Source organism: Enterococcus sp. S86.2, from assembly GCF_059834485.2.
In genome coordinates, this window is the sequence record NZ_CM206813.1 from 400,647 (window position 1) to 417,501 (window position 16,855).

Below are 16,855 nucleotides of genomic sequence, written 5' to 3' on the forward strand. Positions count from 1 at the left end.
AGCTGATTTTTGATATATCTATTTGCTATGATAGCATATTCTTTTTTGTTCATACATAAATAAAAAATATTTCTGAAAGCGTAGACATGTTGGGTATATCCAAGTATAATCATTTTATAAATTGATATATCAAATTTTACAGAAAAATTTTTAGCAAAATAAGATAGCACAGATGAAAAGAATCATTTGGTACAACAAGATAGATTTGTGCCATCCAAAATTAGGAGGATGTAAAATGTATTACGGCGGTATTGAAGCAGGCGGGACAAAATTTATTTGTGCGGTCAGCGATGAAAAACAAAATATTATAGCAAAAACGAGTATTCCTACAACTACGCCAGAAGAAACATTACAAGGGACTTTTGCCTTTTTTGATCAGTATGAAATTAGTGCTATGGGAATTGGTTCTTTTGGACCAATCGGTATTAACGAAAGTAAAGATAATTACGGCTATATTTTAGCAACGCCAAAACCTGGCTGGTCTGAATTTGATTTCTTGGGTCAAATGAAAGCAAAATATGATATTCCCTTTGTTTGGACGACCGATGTAAACGCAGCAGCCTATGGGGAGTTAAAAAAAGGGGCGGCCCAAGGTAAAAATAGCTGTATTTATTTAACAGTGGGAACAGGAATTGGCGGAGGCGTCGTAATTGACGGCAAAATCTTCTCAGGAATTAATCACCCTGAAATGGGACACATCCATGTAAAACGTCATCCTGATGATGATTATGAAGGAAAATGTCCGTATCACAAAGATTGCTTAGAAGGTTTGGCTGCAGGCCCAAGTCTAGAAGCAAGAACAGGGATTAAAGGACAAGATCTACCAGAAGATCATCCAATTTGGGAAATTCAAGCGTATTATATTGCCCAAGCACTAATGAGCTATGTTCTAACCTTAGCACCAGAACGGATTATTCTAGGTGGGGGCGTAATGAATCAAGATCACTTGTTGATGAAAATTCGCCAAAGTTTTGTAGAGCAAGTAGCGGGATATGTGGAAACACCACCGGTTAGTGAATATATCGTGCGTTGGGGTTTACCAAATGAAAGTGGCATTACGGGCTGTTTATTGTTAGCAGAAGATGCTGTGAAAACGAAATAAAAAAAATAACCAAACAATCTTAAAAAGCGTAACCTAGCTGTTACGCTTTTTGATTGTTTGTTTTTTGTTGACGAGGATAAAATTTTAGAAGACTGAAGGAGTAATTTTCTAAAATTCCACTTTTATTTTTGTGCTGCAGGCAGTTTGCAAAACAGCGCGTATTGTTTTAGTCAATTTTTTTTTGGCGGCATTTTCCTTTTAAAAAAGGCGAACAAATTTTCGTATTTGTGATGACGAAATAGGTGATAAATGGTATGATATAAAGGAATTTAGCGTCTTTTTTTACCACTGAATTTTATTGATGTAAAACTTTTTTGAATTTAATTTCAAACCGTTAAGCTCAAAATCGTTTCTTACTTTTTATGATAAAGCTAAAGTGAAATTATTGAATTAAGGAGGCGTTATTATGCGCTTTATCCATGTCGCTGATTTACATTTTGATCGCACTTTTGAAGGCTTAACAAAAGAGCTGCCTGCAGATTTTTCAAAAAAGTTAAATCAAGCCAACGAAAAAACACTGAAAAATATCGTCACCACAGCAATTGAGCAAAATGTCGACTTCGTCATTTTTGCTGGCGATACTTTTCACCAAATGAATCCTTCTTTGAAAAATCAGCAGTTGTTGATGCAACAATTTGAAAAATTAGCACAAGCAGAGATTCCAGTATATTTGATTTTTGGTAATCATGATTATTATGAAGAAAATCGCTACTGGTTTGCTTTTCCAGATAATGTTGTCTTATTTGAAACAGAAACAGTCAAAACTATTACTGCTACTACCAAAAATGGTGAAAAATATGCGTTATCTGGTTTTAGCTACCGTCAGCAATATTTGACAAAAAAAATGGCCCAAGAATTTCCGCTACGGAATTTAGAAGTAGACTATCACATTGGAATTTATCACGGAGATGTTCAGGATGCTAATTTTGCGCCCTTTAGTGTGAGTGAGTTGAAGAGTAAAAATTATGATTATTGGGCCTTGGGGCATATCCATCAACCAACACAATTAAGTGCTGAAATGATTTATCCAGGTACTCCCCAAGGACATACAAAAAAAGAACTTGATTTAGGCAATGTTCTTTTGCTGGAGTTAACTGGAAGTAACATTAACGTAAGTAAACGATCAGTAGCTGCATTACGGTGGCAAAAAAGAACAATTTCATTAGCCAGTTGTGAAAATAATGCGACCGTTTTAAATTATTTGAGCAAACAATTGGCACCAGTATCAGCCAAAACAGCGTTATTGTTAGAATTAGTCCTGACTGACAGTGAACATTTACAAAATTTCGCTGAAATGATTACAAATGGGCAATTACAAGACTTATTAAATCAACAATGGCCGGCACAAATTTTTGTCCATACTTTAAAATTACAAGAAACAAAACATAAGATTTCACTACCAGCTAGTGATTTACTAAAAACACAATTACTGCAAGAGTTTAGTCATGATGAGATTTTTAAAGAAGTATTAACCGAACTTACTATCAATAAAAATACCACTTTACTGCTGGAAGATCCTGAATTTCGCCAAGAAGTTTTAAAACAAGTAGCCGCCGAATTAAACGAGCAATTTGAATGGGGGCAAGATTGATGCAACTTCTAAGAGCGGAGATTACCGGTTTTGGTAAATATCGTAATAAAACCATTGATTTTACAGCGGGCAATCAGTTGTTTTATGGTGCTAATGAAGCAGGCAAGTCAACCTTATATCAATTTATTATGGCAATGTTGTTTGGCTTCCCTCTTAAAAGAGGACGGAAACGAGATTTTGAACCGTTAGATGGTACGAGTTATGGCGGACGGTTAGTTATTGTACTACCTATTCATGGACAAGTGACAATCGAACGCTTTAAACAAGTCAACCGTGGGAAAACAAAAGTTTATTTTGGCCAGCAAACAGGTAGCGATGACCTGTTAAATCAGTTGATTGCACCTTTAAATCGTGAATTATTTGAAGATGTCTTTACTTTCCAGCAGGAACAATTGAGTCAATTAGAACGCCTACAAGAAAAGCCGCTTCATGATGCCTTAATTTCATTGGGAATTACCGGTAGCAAAAAGTTGTTAGGTAAACAGCAAGAATACCAGGATAATGAACAAAAAATATTCAAAGTTAGAGGACAGCGCCAAGTTTTAAACAAGGCGCTAAAAGAAAAGGAGAAAATCGCCCAACACGTTTATCAGCAAGAAACAAAAGAAGCCGCCATTACTGATCTTTTGGCTGAAAAAAAACAAGATGAATTGCGACAGCAGGAATTAGCTGAAAAAATACAGCAAACACAGCAAGAATATTTAACACTAAAAGAAAAAGAAAACAGCTTCCCGCAATATGAAGAGTGGCAACTTTTGCAAAAAAAATATCCTAACGATGACTTAGGAGCAGAGCCAGAAAAACTGCAAGAATTTTACAATCAATATAATCAATTGAATACACGTTTAGCCGAAGGAAAGCAAGCCTTAATTGCATTAAATGAAACACAAGGATTAACCGATCGCTATCGGTTTTATCTCGAGCATGAAAGTGAAATCAAAGGTTTGTTACAAGAACAAGTTGCAGCGGTACGTTTAACCGATGATTTTCAAAATCAGCTCCAGGTCCAACAAGACTTAATTGAAGCTGTAACGGTATTAGAGGATACGTACCAATTCCAGGTAGGAGAAGATCCACAGCAAAAGGTTAAGTTGATAAAAAACTTAGCCCAAGACTATCAGCAACTAACAGAAAACATTACCCAAACAAAACAAGAAGAACTTTGGCAAAGTGCCCACCTGCAAGCTGCAATTGATAACAAAAGTACGCCAAAACAGCCTGTAAAACCACCACTTACCACCATAATATGCGGTATTGTCGCTGTAATTTTTTTGATTAGTGGCCTTTTAAGTAAAAATGCACGTTTCATTTTATGGGCAATGGCGGCAATCGCGCTAATTTTTGCTACGTATAAGTATTATCAAAAAACAAAGAGCAATCAGACAGCCAAAGTAAAAAATAAAGCGCAGCCAGTAAATCAGACGAAGACAGCAGTGACGCAATTGATAGCTAAACAAGAAGAACTTTGGTATCAACTGCAACAAAGGCTACCCCAGCTTATATCCCCAGAAGATTTACCAACTGCTTTGGTTCAGTTGGAAAATGCTGCCAAAGATTATCTGATAAAAAACGAAGCGCTAATGACCGCCGACCAACGTTTAGATCAATTAGATCAAGCCTATGGGAGTTTTTTGCAACGTTTTCGATTTTTAGATAAATGGTTGCCTCAAGCTAATCAAGATGTTTTACAGCGTTTACGGCTGTTGCAAAATTTTACCGATGAAATGCAAGAAGTTAAGCTGCAACAAGAACAGCCGACAGCTGCCCTACTAATTCGGCAAAACCAGCTATTACAACAGCAACTCGATCAATTATTGGCAGAAAATCAGCGCTTGTTGCAAAGTGTGGGAATTAGTCAACCGACAGAAATTCCACTATGGATTGCCCAAATGCATCAAAAAGCAGGGGATTTAGCCCGAAAACAAGAATTAGCGACGCGACTAGCAAAACTATTCCCAAAAAAAATTACCGCTAGTCAATTGGCAATGGCGCTAGCTGCTGTCAAAAGCAAACTAGCAGAGTTGCAGCTAGAAGACCGCAAACTTAGCCGTAACTTGCAAAAGGCACAATTAAAGATGGAACAAATGCAAAGTGATGGTACCTTAGATGAGTTGCGCCAAAGATTAGCTCAAGCAGATAGTGAGGTATATGAACTTGCCTTACAGTGGAGTAAAAATAAATTAATGGCAGCTTTATTAGGGGATTTGGCCACGGAGCTTTCAGATAAACAATTGCCACAACTATTACAAAAAAGCAGTGAATATTTAAAACTTTTGACAAAAGATAATTATTTTTCCTTGGATTTTATCGCAGGGGAATTAGCGGTCAAAACTAAAAATCAAAGTTGGAAAGTTTACGAACTTTCGACTGGGACGAAAGATCAAGTGATTATGGCATTACGCTTTGGTTATTTAGCTTTGCAGACAAATGTGCTATGTCCGTTAATCATCGATGATGGCTGGTTGCATTATGATAGTGTTCGCAAAGAACAGCTGGCAGTATTATTACAAGAGTTTTCACAGCACTATCAAGTGATTTGTTTGTCTTCTGACGTAGAAATGGTAAGCTATTATGAGAAGCTGCAGCAAAAGATTGTCTTGTTGCGTTAGTAGAAAAAAATTGTGATAAGGAAAAAAGAAGTAAAAGGAGATTGCCATGAAAAAATTAAAAGATTTAGCCGTGGATGAAGAATTTCAAGCCTTTTTGTTAATTAAGAATGCCGATGTGCGTTTAGCCAAAAACGGTAAAAAATTTATTGCATTTACTTTCCAAGATACATCTGGAACGATTGATGGTAAATTTTGGGATGCTTCTGAAGAAGAAATTAATAAATTTGAAGCAGGAAAAGTGGTTGCCTTGCAAGGAAAACGCGAATTGTACAATGGCAATCCTCAAGTGAAGATCATCCATTTGCGTCTTGCTCGCGCTGATGAGCCCAGTGAACCAACGCAATATATGGAGCGAGCACCGCTTAAAAAAGAAGAGATGGAAGAAGAGATCAATCAGACCTTATTTGAGATTATCAATCCCCATTGGAATCGAATCGTCCGCTTTTTGTTGAATAAATATCAAAAAGAATTTTTTGACTATCCAGCAGCAAAACGCAATCACCATGCTTTTGCCGGTGGTCTAGCTTATCATACGGTTTCGATGTTGCGCTTAGCCAAAGCCATCGTCAAAGAATATCCAGAGTTGAATCCATCTTTATTATACGCAGGCGTCATTTTACATGACTTAGGAAAAGTGATTGAGTTGTCGGGCCCGATGTCAACAGAATACACGCTCGTGGGAAATTTGGTTGGACATTTGGTGTTGGTGGATGAAGAAATTACGAAAGCCTGTATTACTTTAAAATTTGATGAAAATGAAGAAGACATTGTGGTTTTACGGCACATGGTCTTAGCACATCACGGTTTGTTAGAGTATGGGTCGCCAGTTCGTCCCCGCATTATGGAAGCAGAAATTTTGCATCAAATTGATAATTTAGATGCCTCCATGCAAATGATGTTGACGTCTTTGCGCCAAACACAACCGGGAAATTACTCTGATCGCATTTTTGGGATGGACAATCGCAGTTTTTATCTGCCCAAAGACGTGTAATCTTTGAATTAAAGTGATGAAAATAACAATAGCTTAGTTTACACCGTTAATTTTAATCGGGGTAAACTAGGCTTTTTTGTCGTGGAGTGTCCGAACACTAAAGAGTGAGACACGTTTTTTTGCTGGTCCATTTTTCTTAAACTTTTTATAAGGCAGTTAGAAAATTTCAATGAATTTCAGTAAATAAAAATTTCCTGTGTTATCTTTTTTTGTAGACGATTTTCAAAAGGAGACGCTAAATTTGGAAAATAGAAGTGGTTTAAGCTTAGCTGCAGTGCAGGAGCGAAAAGAACAAGGATTGCAAAATAATTTTACTGAAAGTGCAACCAAATCAACGGGGGCAATCTTTTACGATAATTTAGTCACCCTATTTAATTTTTTGAATTTATTGATTGGAATTTGCCTGTTCTTAGTGGGCGCATATAGCAATATGTTTTATTTGGTCATTATTTTGGTCAATATCACAATTGGTATCTATCAAGAGATTCATGCCCGTAATTTGGTTCAAAAACTTTCAATCGTGAATAAAAAGCAGGTTAGCGTCCTGCGTGACGGGATAGAAGTAAAGGTAGATTCTACAGAATTGGTAATGGATGATTTGGTGAAAATAGGTGCCGGCGAACAAGTTCCGTCGGATATGCAAGTTGTCACAGGCTTTGCTGAAGTCAATGAAGCAATGTTGACCGGAGAATCAGACCTAATTGCAAAGCAGGCGGGGGCCTCATTGTTGTCTGGGAGTTTTTTAGTTAGTGGGGAAGTATTCGCTCAAGTTGTCCATGTAGGCAAAGATAATTATGCCGTGAAATTAACCAATGAAGCGAAAAATCATAAACCACTTAATTCAGAATTAATTCGGGCCATTCGTCAAGTTGCAAAATTCACTAGTTTTGTCATTATCCCTTTTGGCATTTTACTTTTCTTAGAAGCCTTTTTCCTGCGTTCTAGTGGTACAAAAGAAGCTGTGGTTGTCTCGGCTGCTGCCGTGTTGGGGATGTTACCCAAAGGTCTGGTTTTATTAATTAGTATTGCGCTAACCACAGGGGTTACCAAACTAGCGAAAAAGAGAATTTTGGTTCAAGATATGTACGCAATTGAAACCCTTGCTCATGTGGATACGCTTTGTTTGGATAAGACTGGTACGATTACCAAAGGGGATATGCGGGTTTTAAAATTACACAGTGTACAAGAAGCGTACACAGAACAACTTTTTGCAATTATTGGAAGTTATTTAAAAAATAGTACAGATAGTAATGTGACGATGCAAGCACTACGGGATTATTTTCCGGAAACGACTACCTATGCTGCTAGCCAAGTGACCCCTTTTTCTTCTGAACGAAAATGGAGCAAAATGGATTTGGCAACGATTGGGACAGTCTACTTGGGGGCGCCAGAACGCGTATTGGCAAAAGAAAATATTCCACCTATAGTTTTGCACGCACAAGAACAAGGATTGCGTGTTTTAGTGATTGCCGTAGCAGCTGACCAAGAAGAACCGCAGGCAATCGCAGTAATTGAAATTGAAGATATTATTCGCAACAAAGCAGAAGAAACCCTTGCTTATATAGATCAAGAAGGTGTTGCGTTAAAAGTTATCTCTGGTGATAATCCGATTACTGTTTCCAATATTGCCAAACGAGCAGGATTACCACATTATGAACAATATATTGATCTAACGACCTGTAAAACAGATGAGGAAGTAAAAGAAGCAGCATTGAAATATACGGTTTTTGGTCGCGTTGCCCCACAACAAAAGAAACTCTTGGTTCAAGCTTTAAAAAAAGCCGGAGGAACAGTTGCGATGACAGGCGATGGTGTCAATGACGTTTTGGCTTTGCGTGAAGCGGATGTCAGTATTGCGATGGCTGACGGGGATGCAGCGACCCGCCAAATTTCCAATTTGGTATTACTCGATTCAGACTTTACCACGTTACCAGAAGTCTTGTTTGAAGGACGACGGGTTGTAAACAATGTGACCAAAGTCTCCGGTATCTTTTTTATCAAAACGATTTATTCTTTCTTACTAGCCATTATTTGTTTATTCAGTGTCAGTGCTTTTCCTTTTATCCCAATTCAAATCACCTTGATTGACTTGGCGATTGAAGGCTATCCTTCTTTCTTTTTATCTTTTGAAAGCAACAAAACAAAAGTTAGCGGGAAATTTTTACCTACAGCACTGAAATCTGCTTTACCGAATGCCTTATTAGTTGTAGTGAATGTTTTGGCCGTAGCAATACTTGCGCAACAAGCCAATTGGCCCCAGATGCAGACCACCACATTAATGTATTATTTATTAATTGGTATCAGCTGTCTAGCCGTGATTAGAGCTTGCTTACCGCTTAATCCATTACGGTTATTTTTAACGATTACTACCATTGGCGGAATTTATGTGGCAGCAATGTTATTTCATAAAATTCTAGAAATTGGCTTTTTAACTTCGGCGACGATACCAGTATTTGCTATATTGATGCTGGGAAATAGCATTTTATATGGACTGATAACTTGGTTGATGAAGAAAAAAGTGAAGTAGGAAAAGCCAACAAAAATAAGCTGATTTCTGTTGGAAAATTTTGACAGCTTATAATAAAGATATTTTTTTACCGTTATAAAAAACCGCTAGGACAAAAGTTAATACTTTGTCCTAGCGGTTTTTGAATGGTGAAGTTTAGTTGCAATCAGCATAGTTTATAGCTGTTGCAGGTGTTATTAGCTACTACATTATTTAGATTCAGCAGTTGAACTTTCAGCTGTTTTTGATTCTTCAGTAGAAGAGTCAGCTTTTGAATCTTTCGTTGAGCTTGATTTTGTATCTTTTGTTTCAGCCGCTTCAATAAAGTCGCTTAAGATGTTTTGTAGGGCATCATCTTTTACTTTTACGTTAGCATCTTTTAATTCTTGACCGATTACTTTAGCAGAGAAAGTAGAGTCAGATGCTTTGGTATTGATCGCAATTTCTTTTAATTCTTTTTTGTAAGGGTCCATTGAATTGCCTTTGGCCTTATTTTTATCCATCCGGACAACGTAATAGCTTGTCATCATAGTAGATTGGTCAGTCACAGGGATAACAGCAGAAACTTCGCCGTCTTTCAGTTTGAAAGCAGCTGTTTTCACATCAGCTGGCACACTTGCTGTTTGAGAATCAAAGGAGATTTTACCACCTTTTTCTTTGGTAGCAGAATCAGTTGAACTCTTCTTGGCAATTTTTTCAAAGTCAGCATCTTTTTTACTTACTTCTTCTTTTAATTTTTTCGCTTCGTCTTCGCTAGCAGCAGCGATGATATGGGCATCAACTTCTGGATGGAAAGAATCCCAAGCGGTTTTTAAATCTTTATCAGTAACTTTAACATGAGATTTGATCCCTTTTTCTAAAGCTGCTTGTTGGGTTAAATATTCTTTGAAAGTTTTCTTAGTGAAACCAGATTGTTCCAATTGTTGTTCAAATGAATCACCGTAAACTTTTGCTTGTTCATTGTATTGCTTGTCGATTGCTTTTTGGTCCACTTTGTCGCCATATTTGTCACCGAAAACTTTTAAAATAATCATGTTACGGATTGTTTGTTGATTATTAGAATCATATTTTGCTTGATCGTAAAAATCTGAAACCGTGATTTTTGAACCTTTCATTGTGGCGATGTCTTGGTCTTTAGAGCCACAAGCAGCAAGGGATAAAACAGCCATTGCGCTGACAGCGGCTAATAACATTTTTTTCTTCATTTAGTCGAGCACTCCTGTATTTTCAATTTAATTTTCACAAATATTACTATAGCACATTCTGTTTTTAAAAAAAATCACTGGCTGGAAGTTTCAAACAAAATTCACACAATGGTCGCTTTTCTTTAGTTTTCCTTAGAGTGTTCCGGTGTATCTGCATTTTGTAGCGGAGGATCTGCTAAGACAGCGACATGTTCACTTAACGTTTTGACTTGGTCTTTTATTTGGGCAATCCGTGGCTCTGCTTGAAATTTGAAGTCTGTAATATCTTGTTCTAACCCGGCAGTAAAAGCGGGGATAATCGCTTGTGCTGTTTGTTGCGTTGTCTGCAGCGCTTTTTTGAAATTTGTTAAGCTATTATTTAACTCAAGTGTTGTTTGGGTAGCAACATCTAGCTCTTGGGCTAATTTTGCCCGAGTTTCATTGCCGCTTCTTGGTACCGTGAGTAACGTACCCACACCGCCGGCAACAGAACCAACGACTAAGCCTTTAAGGAAACTTTTTAACATTTATTTCACCTGCTTTGCAATTGCTGCGGCAATGGCTTTTAATTCAGCTTCATTATGCAGACCTTGATGATCACCAAAATGAACAGAGAAGTCATCTGTTTTTTCATAGCGGGGAATCAAATGGATATGAGAATGAAAAACAGATTGATAAGCCAACTCTTTATTGTTGTTTAAAATGTTTAAACCTTCCATCTCCGGAAAAGCCGCTTCTAGCGCGCGGGCAATTTTGGGAATGCGGGCAAACACGGCACTGGCCAATTTTTCGTCGTATTCAAAAATATCGGTGACGTGTTTTTTCGGGATAACTAAGGTATGTCCTTGTGTCACTTGGGATAAATCTAAAAAGGCATAGACGACATCATCTTCGTAAACTTTATAGCTTGGAATTTCACCTGCTGCGATTTTACAAAAAATACAATTTTCCATGAATTTCATCCTCTCTAATTTTTAACAGCGCTAATTTTTTGCTGTGAGTTTTTGATGGATTTCGTTATTCTTACTTTACCACAACCAGCCAGTTTTTTTCAGAGAAAGGGTGTTTTTTGGTATAATGAGACTGTGTTCAATTTAAATTTTAAAAGCTGAGATAAAGGAGCTTATCAAAATGAGTTTAATAGTAAAAGATTTAACAGGAGGCTATGGTCAGTTTCCTGTTTTAAAAAATTTAAATTTTTCGATTGGTGAAGGAGAATTAGTTGGGCTGATTGGGTTAAATGGAGCCGGTAAAAGTACGACAATTAAAGAAATTATCGGACTATTACAACCACAAAAAGGCAGTATCACCTTAAATGACTTAACGTTAAAAAAAGACCCAGAAAATTATCGCAAACAAATCGGCTACATTCCCGAAACACCTTCTTTGTATGAGGAATTGACCTTAAAAGAACACATTGAAGTGACGGCGATGGCCTATGATATACCGCAAAAAGAAGCCTTCAAACGAGCGGAACCTTTGTTAAAAACATTTCGCTTGGAAAATAAGTTGGATTGGTTTCCGGCTAAATTTTCAAAGGGGATGAAACAAAAGGTGATGGTATTGTGTGCCTTTTTAATCGAACCGAGCCTTTATATTATCGATGAACCATTTTTAGGGTTAGATCCATTGGCAATCAACGCGTTATTGGAATTGATGGAACAAATGAAAAGAAATGGTGCGGCTAACCTAATGTCTACTCACATTTTGGCTACAGCTGAAAAATATTGCGATCGTTTTATTGTCTTGCACGAAGGTGAAATCATCGCCCAAGGGAGCTTAGCTGAATTACAGGCGACATTTGGCTTAGAAGGTGCCGACTTAGATGAAATTTATTTGCATTTAACTAAAGCGCAGGTGATAAAAAATGAGTGAGTTGTTTAAAAAGCGTCTAGCATTACATCAACGCCATATGCAAAAATATCTACGCTATGTCTTTAATGATCATTTTGTCTTAATTTGTGTCTTTTTACTTGGGGGAGTTGGGCTTTATTATTCCGAGTTTGTCAAATCCCTGCCACGTAATTTTTGGCCGGCAGCAGGAGTAGCATTACTGATTTTAGTCGCAATTTTGCCGTTGGGACGTTTTGCAACTTTAATGCAAGAAGCCGATATTGTCTTTTTGTTGCCCAAAGAACGAGCATTGAAAGAGTATTTTAAAGGAGCTTTTAACTATTCTCTATTGTTGCCTTTTTTTATAGAACTATTAGTTTTAGGTTTTTTAATGCCGCTTTTAGTGGCAACTACCGCTATTAAATTTCCCGCCTTTTTCATTCTGTTAGGAACGATGTGGCTGTTAAAACTTGCGCAATTAAAAATTGCCACACTGAAAATTTATCAAGTAGCACCATCAAAATTAAGGCAAGTCGAACTGCTTTGGCTGGTTTTGTCAGTACTTTGTCTTGCAGCTGGTATTTTTTTAAATCCTTTTATCGGTTTAATTTTAGCGTTTGTCACTGGGGTGGGCATTTTCAAATTATTAGCAAAAAGCGAAGAGAATTTAGATTGGGAAAAAATGATTGGCATGGAGAAAAGCCGGCTTCACCGTATTTACCAATTTATCAATCTTTTTACTGATGTACCAGAAATCACAGCGACAGTTAAACGCCGCGCGTATTTAGATGGTGTTTTGCAAAAAATCAAACCGCAGCAAAAAAATACGTATTTGTATTTATATGCGAGACGATTTGCCAGAGGTTCAGAATACAGCGGTCTTTTTATCCGTTTGGTAGTGATTGGAAGTTTATTGTTGTATTTTGTTCAAGACGTCTATTTTAGTTTGGGTTTAGGCATTTTGTTTATTTATATGATTGGCTTTCAATTAATCCCGTTATACAATCAATTTCGCTATATGATTTTAACCCAACTTTATCCAGTTTCTAGCCAACAAAAGGCTAAAGCATTACAAGTTTTACTCTTGCTGTTATTAAGTTTGGCGGCTTTTGTTTTTGCAATTAGTGCCAGTTTGGCGCTATCTTTATGGTACGAGCGTTTCTTAGTAATCGCTGCATATTTTCTCATGGTATTTTTCTTTACCCGTTGGTATGTCCCCCGTCGTTTAAAGAAGATGGCATAATAGCGGGTATTAAAATAAAAAAGCTCTTAAAAAGCACTTCAGGGGAACGTATATGCGCTTGACGATAGCGCGTGAGACCGCTAGAATGGGGGTACTTTTGTTTTGAAGGAGGACGGAGCGATGGATATTCAGTTAGGCCAAGAATGGAATTTAAGTCCCATTAAAGGCGATACCGGAAAAGCGTATGTTGGCTCGCGGGAAAACGATAAAGTTTTTGTGAAGCGCAACACAACGCCAATGCTTGCTGCTCTTTCAAAAGAAGGGATTACCCCGCGGTTAATTTGGACCAAAAGAACCGGCAATGGCGATACTTTTTCAGCTCAGGAATGGTTGGAAGGAACAATTTTAACTGCTGAAGAAATCGGCAAAAGAAATGATGTTGTGGATGTCTTATATCAATTGCATCATTCCCATTCCTTAAAACGGATGCTACAAAAAATCGGCGGTGAAGTTTTAACCCCGAAAATGATGTTAGAACAATACGAGAGTGCATTGGCAAACCCGATTGCAGAAAATCGTTTTTTACAATTGGTTTTGCATTATTTAAAGCACAATATACCCGAATTCACAAAAGAAGATGTGGCGGTGGTTCACGGTGATGTCAATCATCGTAATTGGCTAGTCTGTCGTAATTATTTATATTTGGTAGACTGGGATTCTATTTGTTTTAGTGATCCAGCAGTGGATATCGGCACGTTTTTGGGTCATTATTTACCTAAATCTTCTTGGAGTCGCTGGTTAATGAGTTATGGTATGATGCCAAATGGCGCCAATTTGGAAAAAGTATACTGGTATGCTTTGATGTCGTTGATACAAGAAGTCAAAAAATATTACGTTCGTGGTGATTTTGAAACAATGAATGAAGTCATTATTCAAATTAAACGAATTTTTAGTGAGTAGAGCGATGTCGTAGGCGGAAGCTTTTGACTTTGCTCTTTTTTTGCGAGTTGTTTTAAATTTAGTTAGGAAAAAGAAAGGAAATGAGCATGCGGGTAAGAAAAAGAAATGGTGCCGAAGAAATGCTTACGGCACATCCAGAAATCGTGATTGCAGAGCCGACAGCCCATAAAGGCAACTGGCATGAAGTATTTGGCAATAATAAACCACTTCAAATTGAAATTGGAATGGGAAAAGGGCGTTTTATTAGTGGGATGGCCCAGCAAAATCCTAATATTAATTATATCGGAATCGATATGCAAGTAAGCGTAGTTTCCCATGCTTTGGATAAGGCACTGGCAACAGAAGTCAAAAATTTACGTCTTTTACATGTTGACGGCTCAGCCTTAACTGAATATTTTGCAGATAGTGAAATTGATCAAATTTATTTGAATTTCTCTGATCCTTGGCCCAAAAAACGGCATATTAAACGCCGGTTGACTTCACCAGACTTTTTAGCAGTGGATGAAGCCATTTTGAAACCAAAAGGGGAGATTCACTTTAAAACCGATAATCAAGGATTATTTGAATATTCATTGGCTAGTTTTTCGCAATATGGTATGACGTTAAAACAAGTTTGGTTGGACTTACACAATAGTGAGTTTGCTGACAACGTTATGACGGAATACGAAGAAAAATTCAGCGCCAAAGGTCAACCCATTTATCGTGTGGAAGCCCAATTTGCAGATAAAACTAAAAAACAACGTTAAACAGCTAAAAGCTGGGACAAAAGTTAATGACTTTTGTCCCAGCTTTTTTTTTAAAGAAAGAATAGCTTTTGTTATATCTTAGATCTGAAGGCTTCCTACAGCTTTTCTTGCTGAAAAGCTGCAATTTTTAAAGGGCGTTGCGTTTTGTTTGGCTAATAAAAAAAGTTCCTGCTGGTAAACAAAAATTTATTTTTTTGGCGTAATTCTTTGTGAGGAGGAAAGTAGATGGACGTCACCGAATTATCTGAAACGTTAATTACCTATGGGATGACGCACAAAATGGAAGACTTATATATTACGCCAGAAAACCAACTATGGCAGATACAATTTCGCCAAGGCAGTAGACGTATTCATTTTGATAGCATCCCAAAAGATAGTGCTGAAAAATTAATTGCCCGGTTTAAATATTTAGGTCAAATGGATGTCGGAGAGAAAAGAAAAGTGCAACTAGGAGCTATCACCTATGAAACAGCAATGGGAGAGCAACGTTTGCGTCTTTCCGTTGTGGGAAATTATCAAGGAGATGAAAGTTTAGTTCTGCGCTTTTTACAGCCCATCGCCAAAGTCGCACATTTTTATTTACCGGAACAATTGGCAATTGTAGGTGCAATGATTCAAAAAAGACGCTTGTATTTATTCAGTGGCCCGACAGGTTCGGGCAAGACAACATTAATGTATCGTCTCGCTAAATCAGATGGTGGTCAAGTCATTACGATTGAAGATCCCGTAGAAATTGAAGAAAGCACTTTTTTGCAATTACAAACGAATGAGGCGATTGGACAAACGTATGATAAGTTGATCCAACTGGCTTTACGACATCGTCCGGATTGTCTCATCATTGGTGAAATTCGTGACGCTTTAACAGCCAAGGCGGCGATTCGAGCCGCACTGACCGGACACAAAGTTTTTGCCACAGTTCATGCGGCTAATTTAATGGAGACCAAAAGTCGTCTGCGGGATTTACTGCCGATTGAAAATGAATTGGATTATTGTTTAGGTGGTATTGTTTATCAGCGCTTGTTGCCTGATAAAAGGGGGAAAATCGCGAGTTTATTGGCTTATCAGTTTGAACATGAACTACCATTTTCTAATTGGCAACAAAATCTGGCGCGATTAGTTGAAGAAGGGCGAATCGATGAAAAAATTTACCAGCAAGAAAACTGAAAAACAGCGCTTTGTAAAAACTTTAGCCGATTTATTGCTAAGCGGCTTTACTTTACTGCAAGCTATTGAAGTTATCCAGCGAAGTCACGGTTTTAACGCAGAAAAATTAGGCGCATTTCGTGACAAATTAGCAACAGGAACACAATTAAGTGAAGTTTTCCAAACACTTGACTTTACCGCCAGCGAAATCGCCCAAGTGCAATTAGCAGCAGAACAGGGCTTGTTAGCTGAAACACTAGGACAAATTGCAAAACAACTCCAACTTGCTGCAAAGCAAAGGCGCGCCCTGCGACAAGTTTTAAGTTATCCCTTTTTATTGCTCATTTTTGTCAGTGGTGTAATGGTGAGTTTGCATCAATTTTTATTACCGCAATTGCTAGCTTCTGGCATGTTATCCAAACGTCATTGGGGCATTTTATTTCTTCGTTATAGTCCGTATGTGTTGTTCATTTTTGTTTTGCTACTTGTATTAGCCTATGGCCTTATTCAACAGTTCTTCAAAAAAAGTTCCGCTTTAGCACAGGCGAATTTTTTAAGTCAAATACCTGTTGTTAAACAATTTTATCGCCTCTTTATCGCCGATTATTTTGCCTTGGAGTGGGGAAAATTATTTCAACAAGGATTAGAAATTAACCAGATTATTTACGTTATGCAAAAGACAGATAGTAGTTCTTTGTTAAGTCAATTGGCGACTGAACTGGATTGTGCCTTGCAAAAAGGAGAGTCCTTAAGTGATAAATTGCAGGGATACGCATTTTTACCACCGGAATTTAGTCTGATTGTTTTTCAAGGGCAGGCAACAGGAAAACTCGGCATCGAACTTATTTTATATAGCAAATTGTGTGGGCAAAAGTTAAATAGCAAAGTTGAAAGAGCAATTAGTCTGATCCAGCCGCTGGTTTTTGTGGTCATTGCCGTTTTAATTATTAGTGTTTATGGTGCTTTGTTTTTACCTTTATATGGAAACATCCAGCTATATAACTGAG

The 16,855-nt window shown here is 37.5% G+C and carries 14 protein-coding genes; 11 read left to right on the plus strand and 3 right to left on the minus strand.

Translation table 11 applies throughout. The features are described 5' to 3' along the window. Positions 1-235: 235 nt before the first annotated feature. The 5 genes from AC6R0T_RS01790 to AC6R0T_RS01810 all read left to right on the plus strand — a co-directional run bounded on the left by AC6R0T_RS01790 (position 236) and on the right by AC6R0T_RS01810 (position 8,820). Positions 236-1,102: an ROK family protein gene (locus AC6R0T_RS01790; protein WP_230710411.1), complete on the plus strand. Its 867-nt coding sequence runs from the start codon at positions 236-238 to the stop codon at positions 1,100-1,102. A 406-nt stretch (positions 1,103-1,508) separates the two neighbouring features. Further along, entirely contained in the window at positions 1,509-2,693 is a 1,185-nt protein-coding gene (locus tag AC6R0T_RS01795; RefSeq protein ID WP_303753740.1) for a metallophosphoesterase family protein, read from the plus strand. Beyond that, entirely contained in the window at positions 2,693-5,302 is a 2,610-nt protein-coding gene (locus tag AC6R0T_RS01800; protein ID WP_526159603.1) for an AAA family ATPase, read from the plus strand. The genes AC6R0T_RS01795 and AC6R0T_RS01800 overlap by 1 nt, the downstream gene beginning before the upstream one ends. 46 nt (positions 5,303-5,348) lie before the next feature. Beyond that, the gene (locus AC6R0T_RS01805) at positions 5,349-6,293 is read left to right on the plus strand and encodes a 3'-5' exoribonuclease YhaM family protein (protein ID WP_303753742.1); all 945 of its coding nucleotides are present in this window, start codon (positions 5,349-5,351) and stop codon (positions 6,291-6,293) included. 241 nt (positions 6,294-6,534) lie between these two features. Beyond that, positions 6,535-8,820: a cation-translocating P-type ATPase gene (locus AC6R0T_RS01810; RefSeq protein ID WP_303753743.1), complete on the plus strand. Its 2,286-nt coding sequence runs from the start codon at positions 6,535-6,537 to the stop codon at positions 8,818-8,820. A gap of 188 nt (positions 8,821-9,008) precedes the next feature. Here AC6R0T_RS01810 and AC6R0T_RS01815 read toward each other — a convergent pair whose 3' ends face one another. The 3 genes from AC6R0T_RS01815 to AC6R0T_RS01825 form a co-directional block, all read right to left on the minus strand. After that, positions 9,009-10,004 (minus strand): peptidylprolyl isomerase, encoded by a 996-nt coding sequence (locus AC6R0T_RS01815; RefSeq protein WP_206903927.1) that lies wholly within the window; start codon positions 10,002-10,004, stop codon positions 9,009-9,011. A gap of 122 nt (positions 10,005-10,126) precedes the next feature. Further along, positions 10,127-10,510 (minus strand): YtxH domain-containing protein, encoded by a 384-nt coding sequence (locus tag AC6R0T_RS01820; protein WP_303753744.1) that lies wholly within the window; start codon positions 10,508-10,510, stop codon positions 10,127-10,129. Next, entirely contained in the window at positions 10,511-10,936 is a 426-nt protein-coding gene (locus AC6R0T_RS01825; RefSeq protein WP_303753745.1) for an HIT family protein, read from the minus strand. A gap of 178 nt (positions 10,937-11,114) precedes the next feature. Between AC6R0T_RS01825 and AC6R0T_RS01830 the strand changes: the two genes are divergently transcribed. The 6 genes from AC6R0T_RS01830 to comGB all read left to right on the plus strand — a co-directional run bounded on the left by AC6R0T_RS01830 (position 11,115) and on the right by comGB (position 16,854). Further along, positions 11,115-11,858, plus strand: coding sequence for an ABC transporter ATP-binding protein (locus tag AC6R0T_RS01830; protein WP_303753746.1), 744 nt, complete (start codon positions 11,115-11,117; stop codon positions 11,856-11,858). Beyond that, positions 11,851-13,059 carry an ABC transporter permease gene (locus AC6R0T_RS01835; protein ID WP_303753747.1) on the plus strand — a complete coding sequence of 403 codons (1,209 nt, stop codon included), beginning with the start codon at positions 11,851-11,853 and terminating at the stop codon, positions 13,057-13,059. Before AC6R0T_RS01830 ends, AC6R0T_RS01835 begins: the two co-directional genes overlap by 8 nt. 120 nt (positions 13,060-13,179) lie before the next feature. Continuing rightward, positions 13,180-13,959: a phosphotransferase family protein gene (locus AC6R0T_RS01840; protein ID WP_303753748.1), complete on the plus strand. Its 780-nt coding sequence runs from the start codon at positions 13,180-13,182 to the stop codon at positions 13,957-13,959. A gap of 86 nt (positions 13,960-14,045) precedes the next feature. Then, a complete protein-coding gene (trmB, locus tag AC6R0T_RS01845; protein ID WP_206903921.1) occupies positions 14,046-14,705 on the plus strand; it encodes a tRNA (guanosine(46)-N7)-methyltransferase TrmB in 660 nt (219 codons plus the stop codon). Between the two features lie 225 nt (positions 14,706-14,930). Beyond that, positions 14,931-15,869 carry a competence type IV pilus ATPase ComGA gene (comGA, locus tag AC6R0T_RS01850; protein WP_206903917.1) on the plus strand — a complete coding sequence of 313 codons (939 nt, stop codon included), beginning with the start codon at positions 14,931-14,933 and terminating at the stop codon, positions 15,867-15,869. Continuing rightward, on the plus strand, positions 15,841-16,854 hold the full coding sequence (gene comGB, locus AC6R0T_RS01855; protein ID WP_303753749.1) for a competence type IV pilus assembly protein ComGB: 1,014 nt from the start codon (positions 15,841-15,843) through the stop codon (positions 16,852-16,854). Before comGA ends, comGB begins: the two co-directional genes overlap by 29 nt. Position 16,855 lies beyond the last annotated feature (1 nt).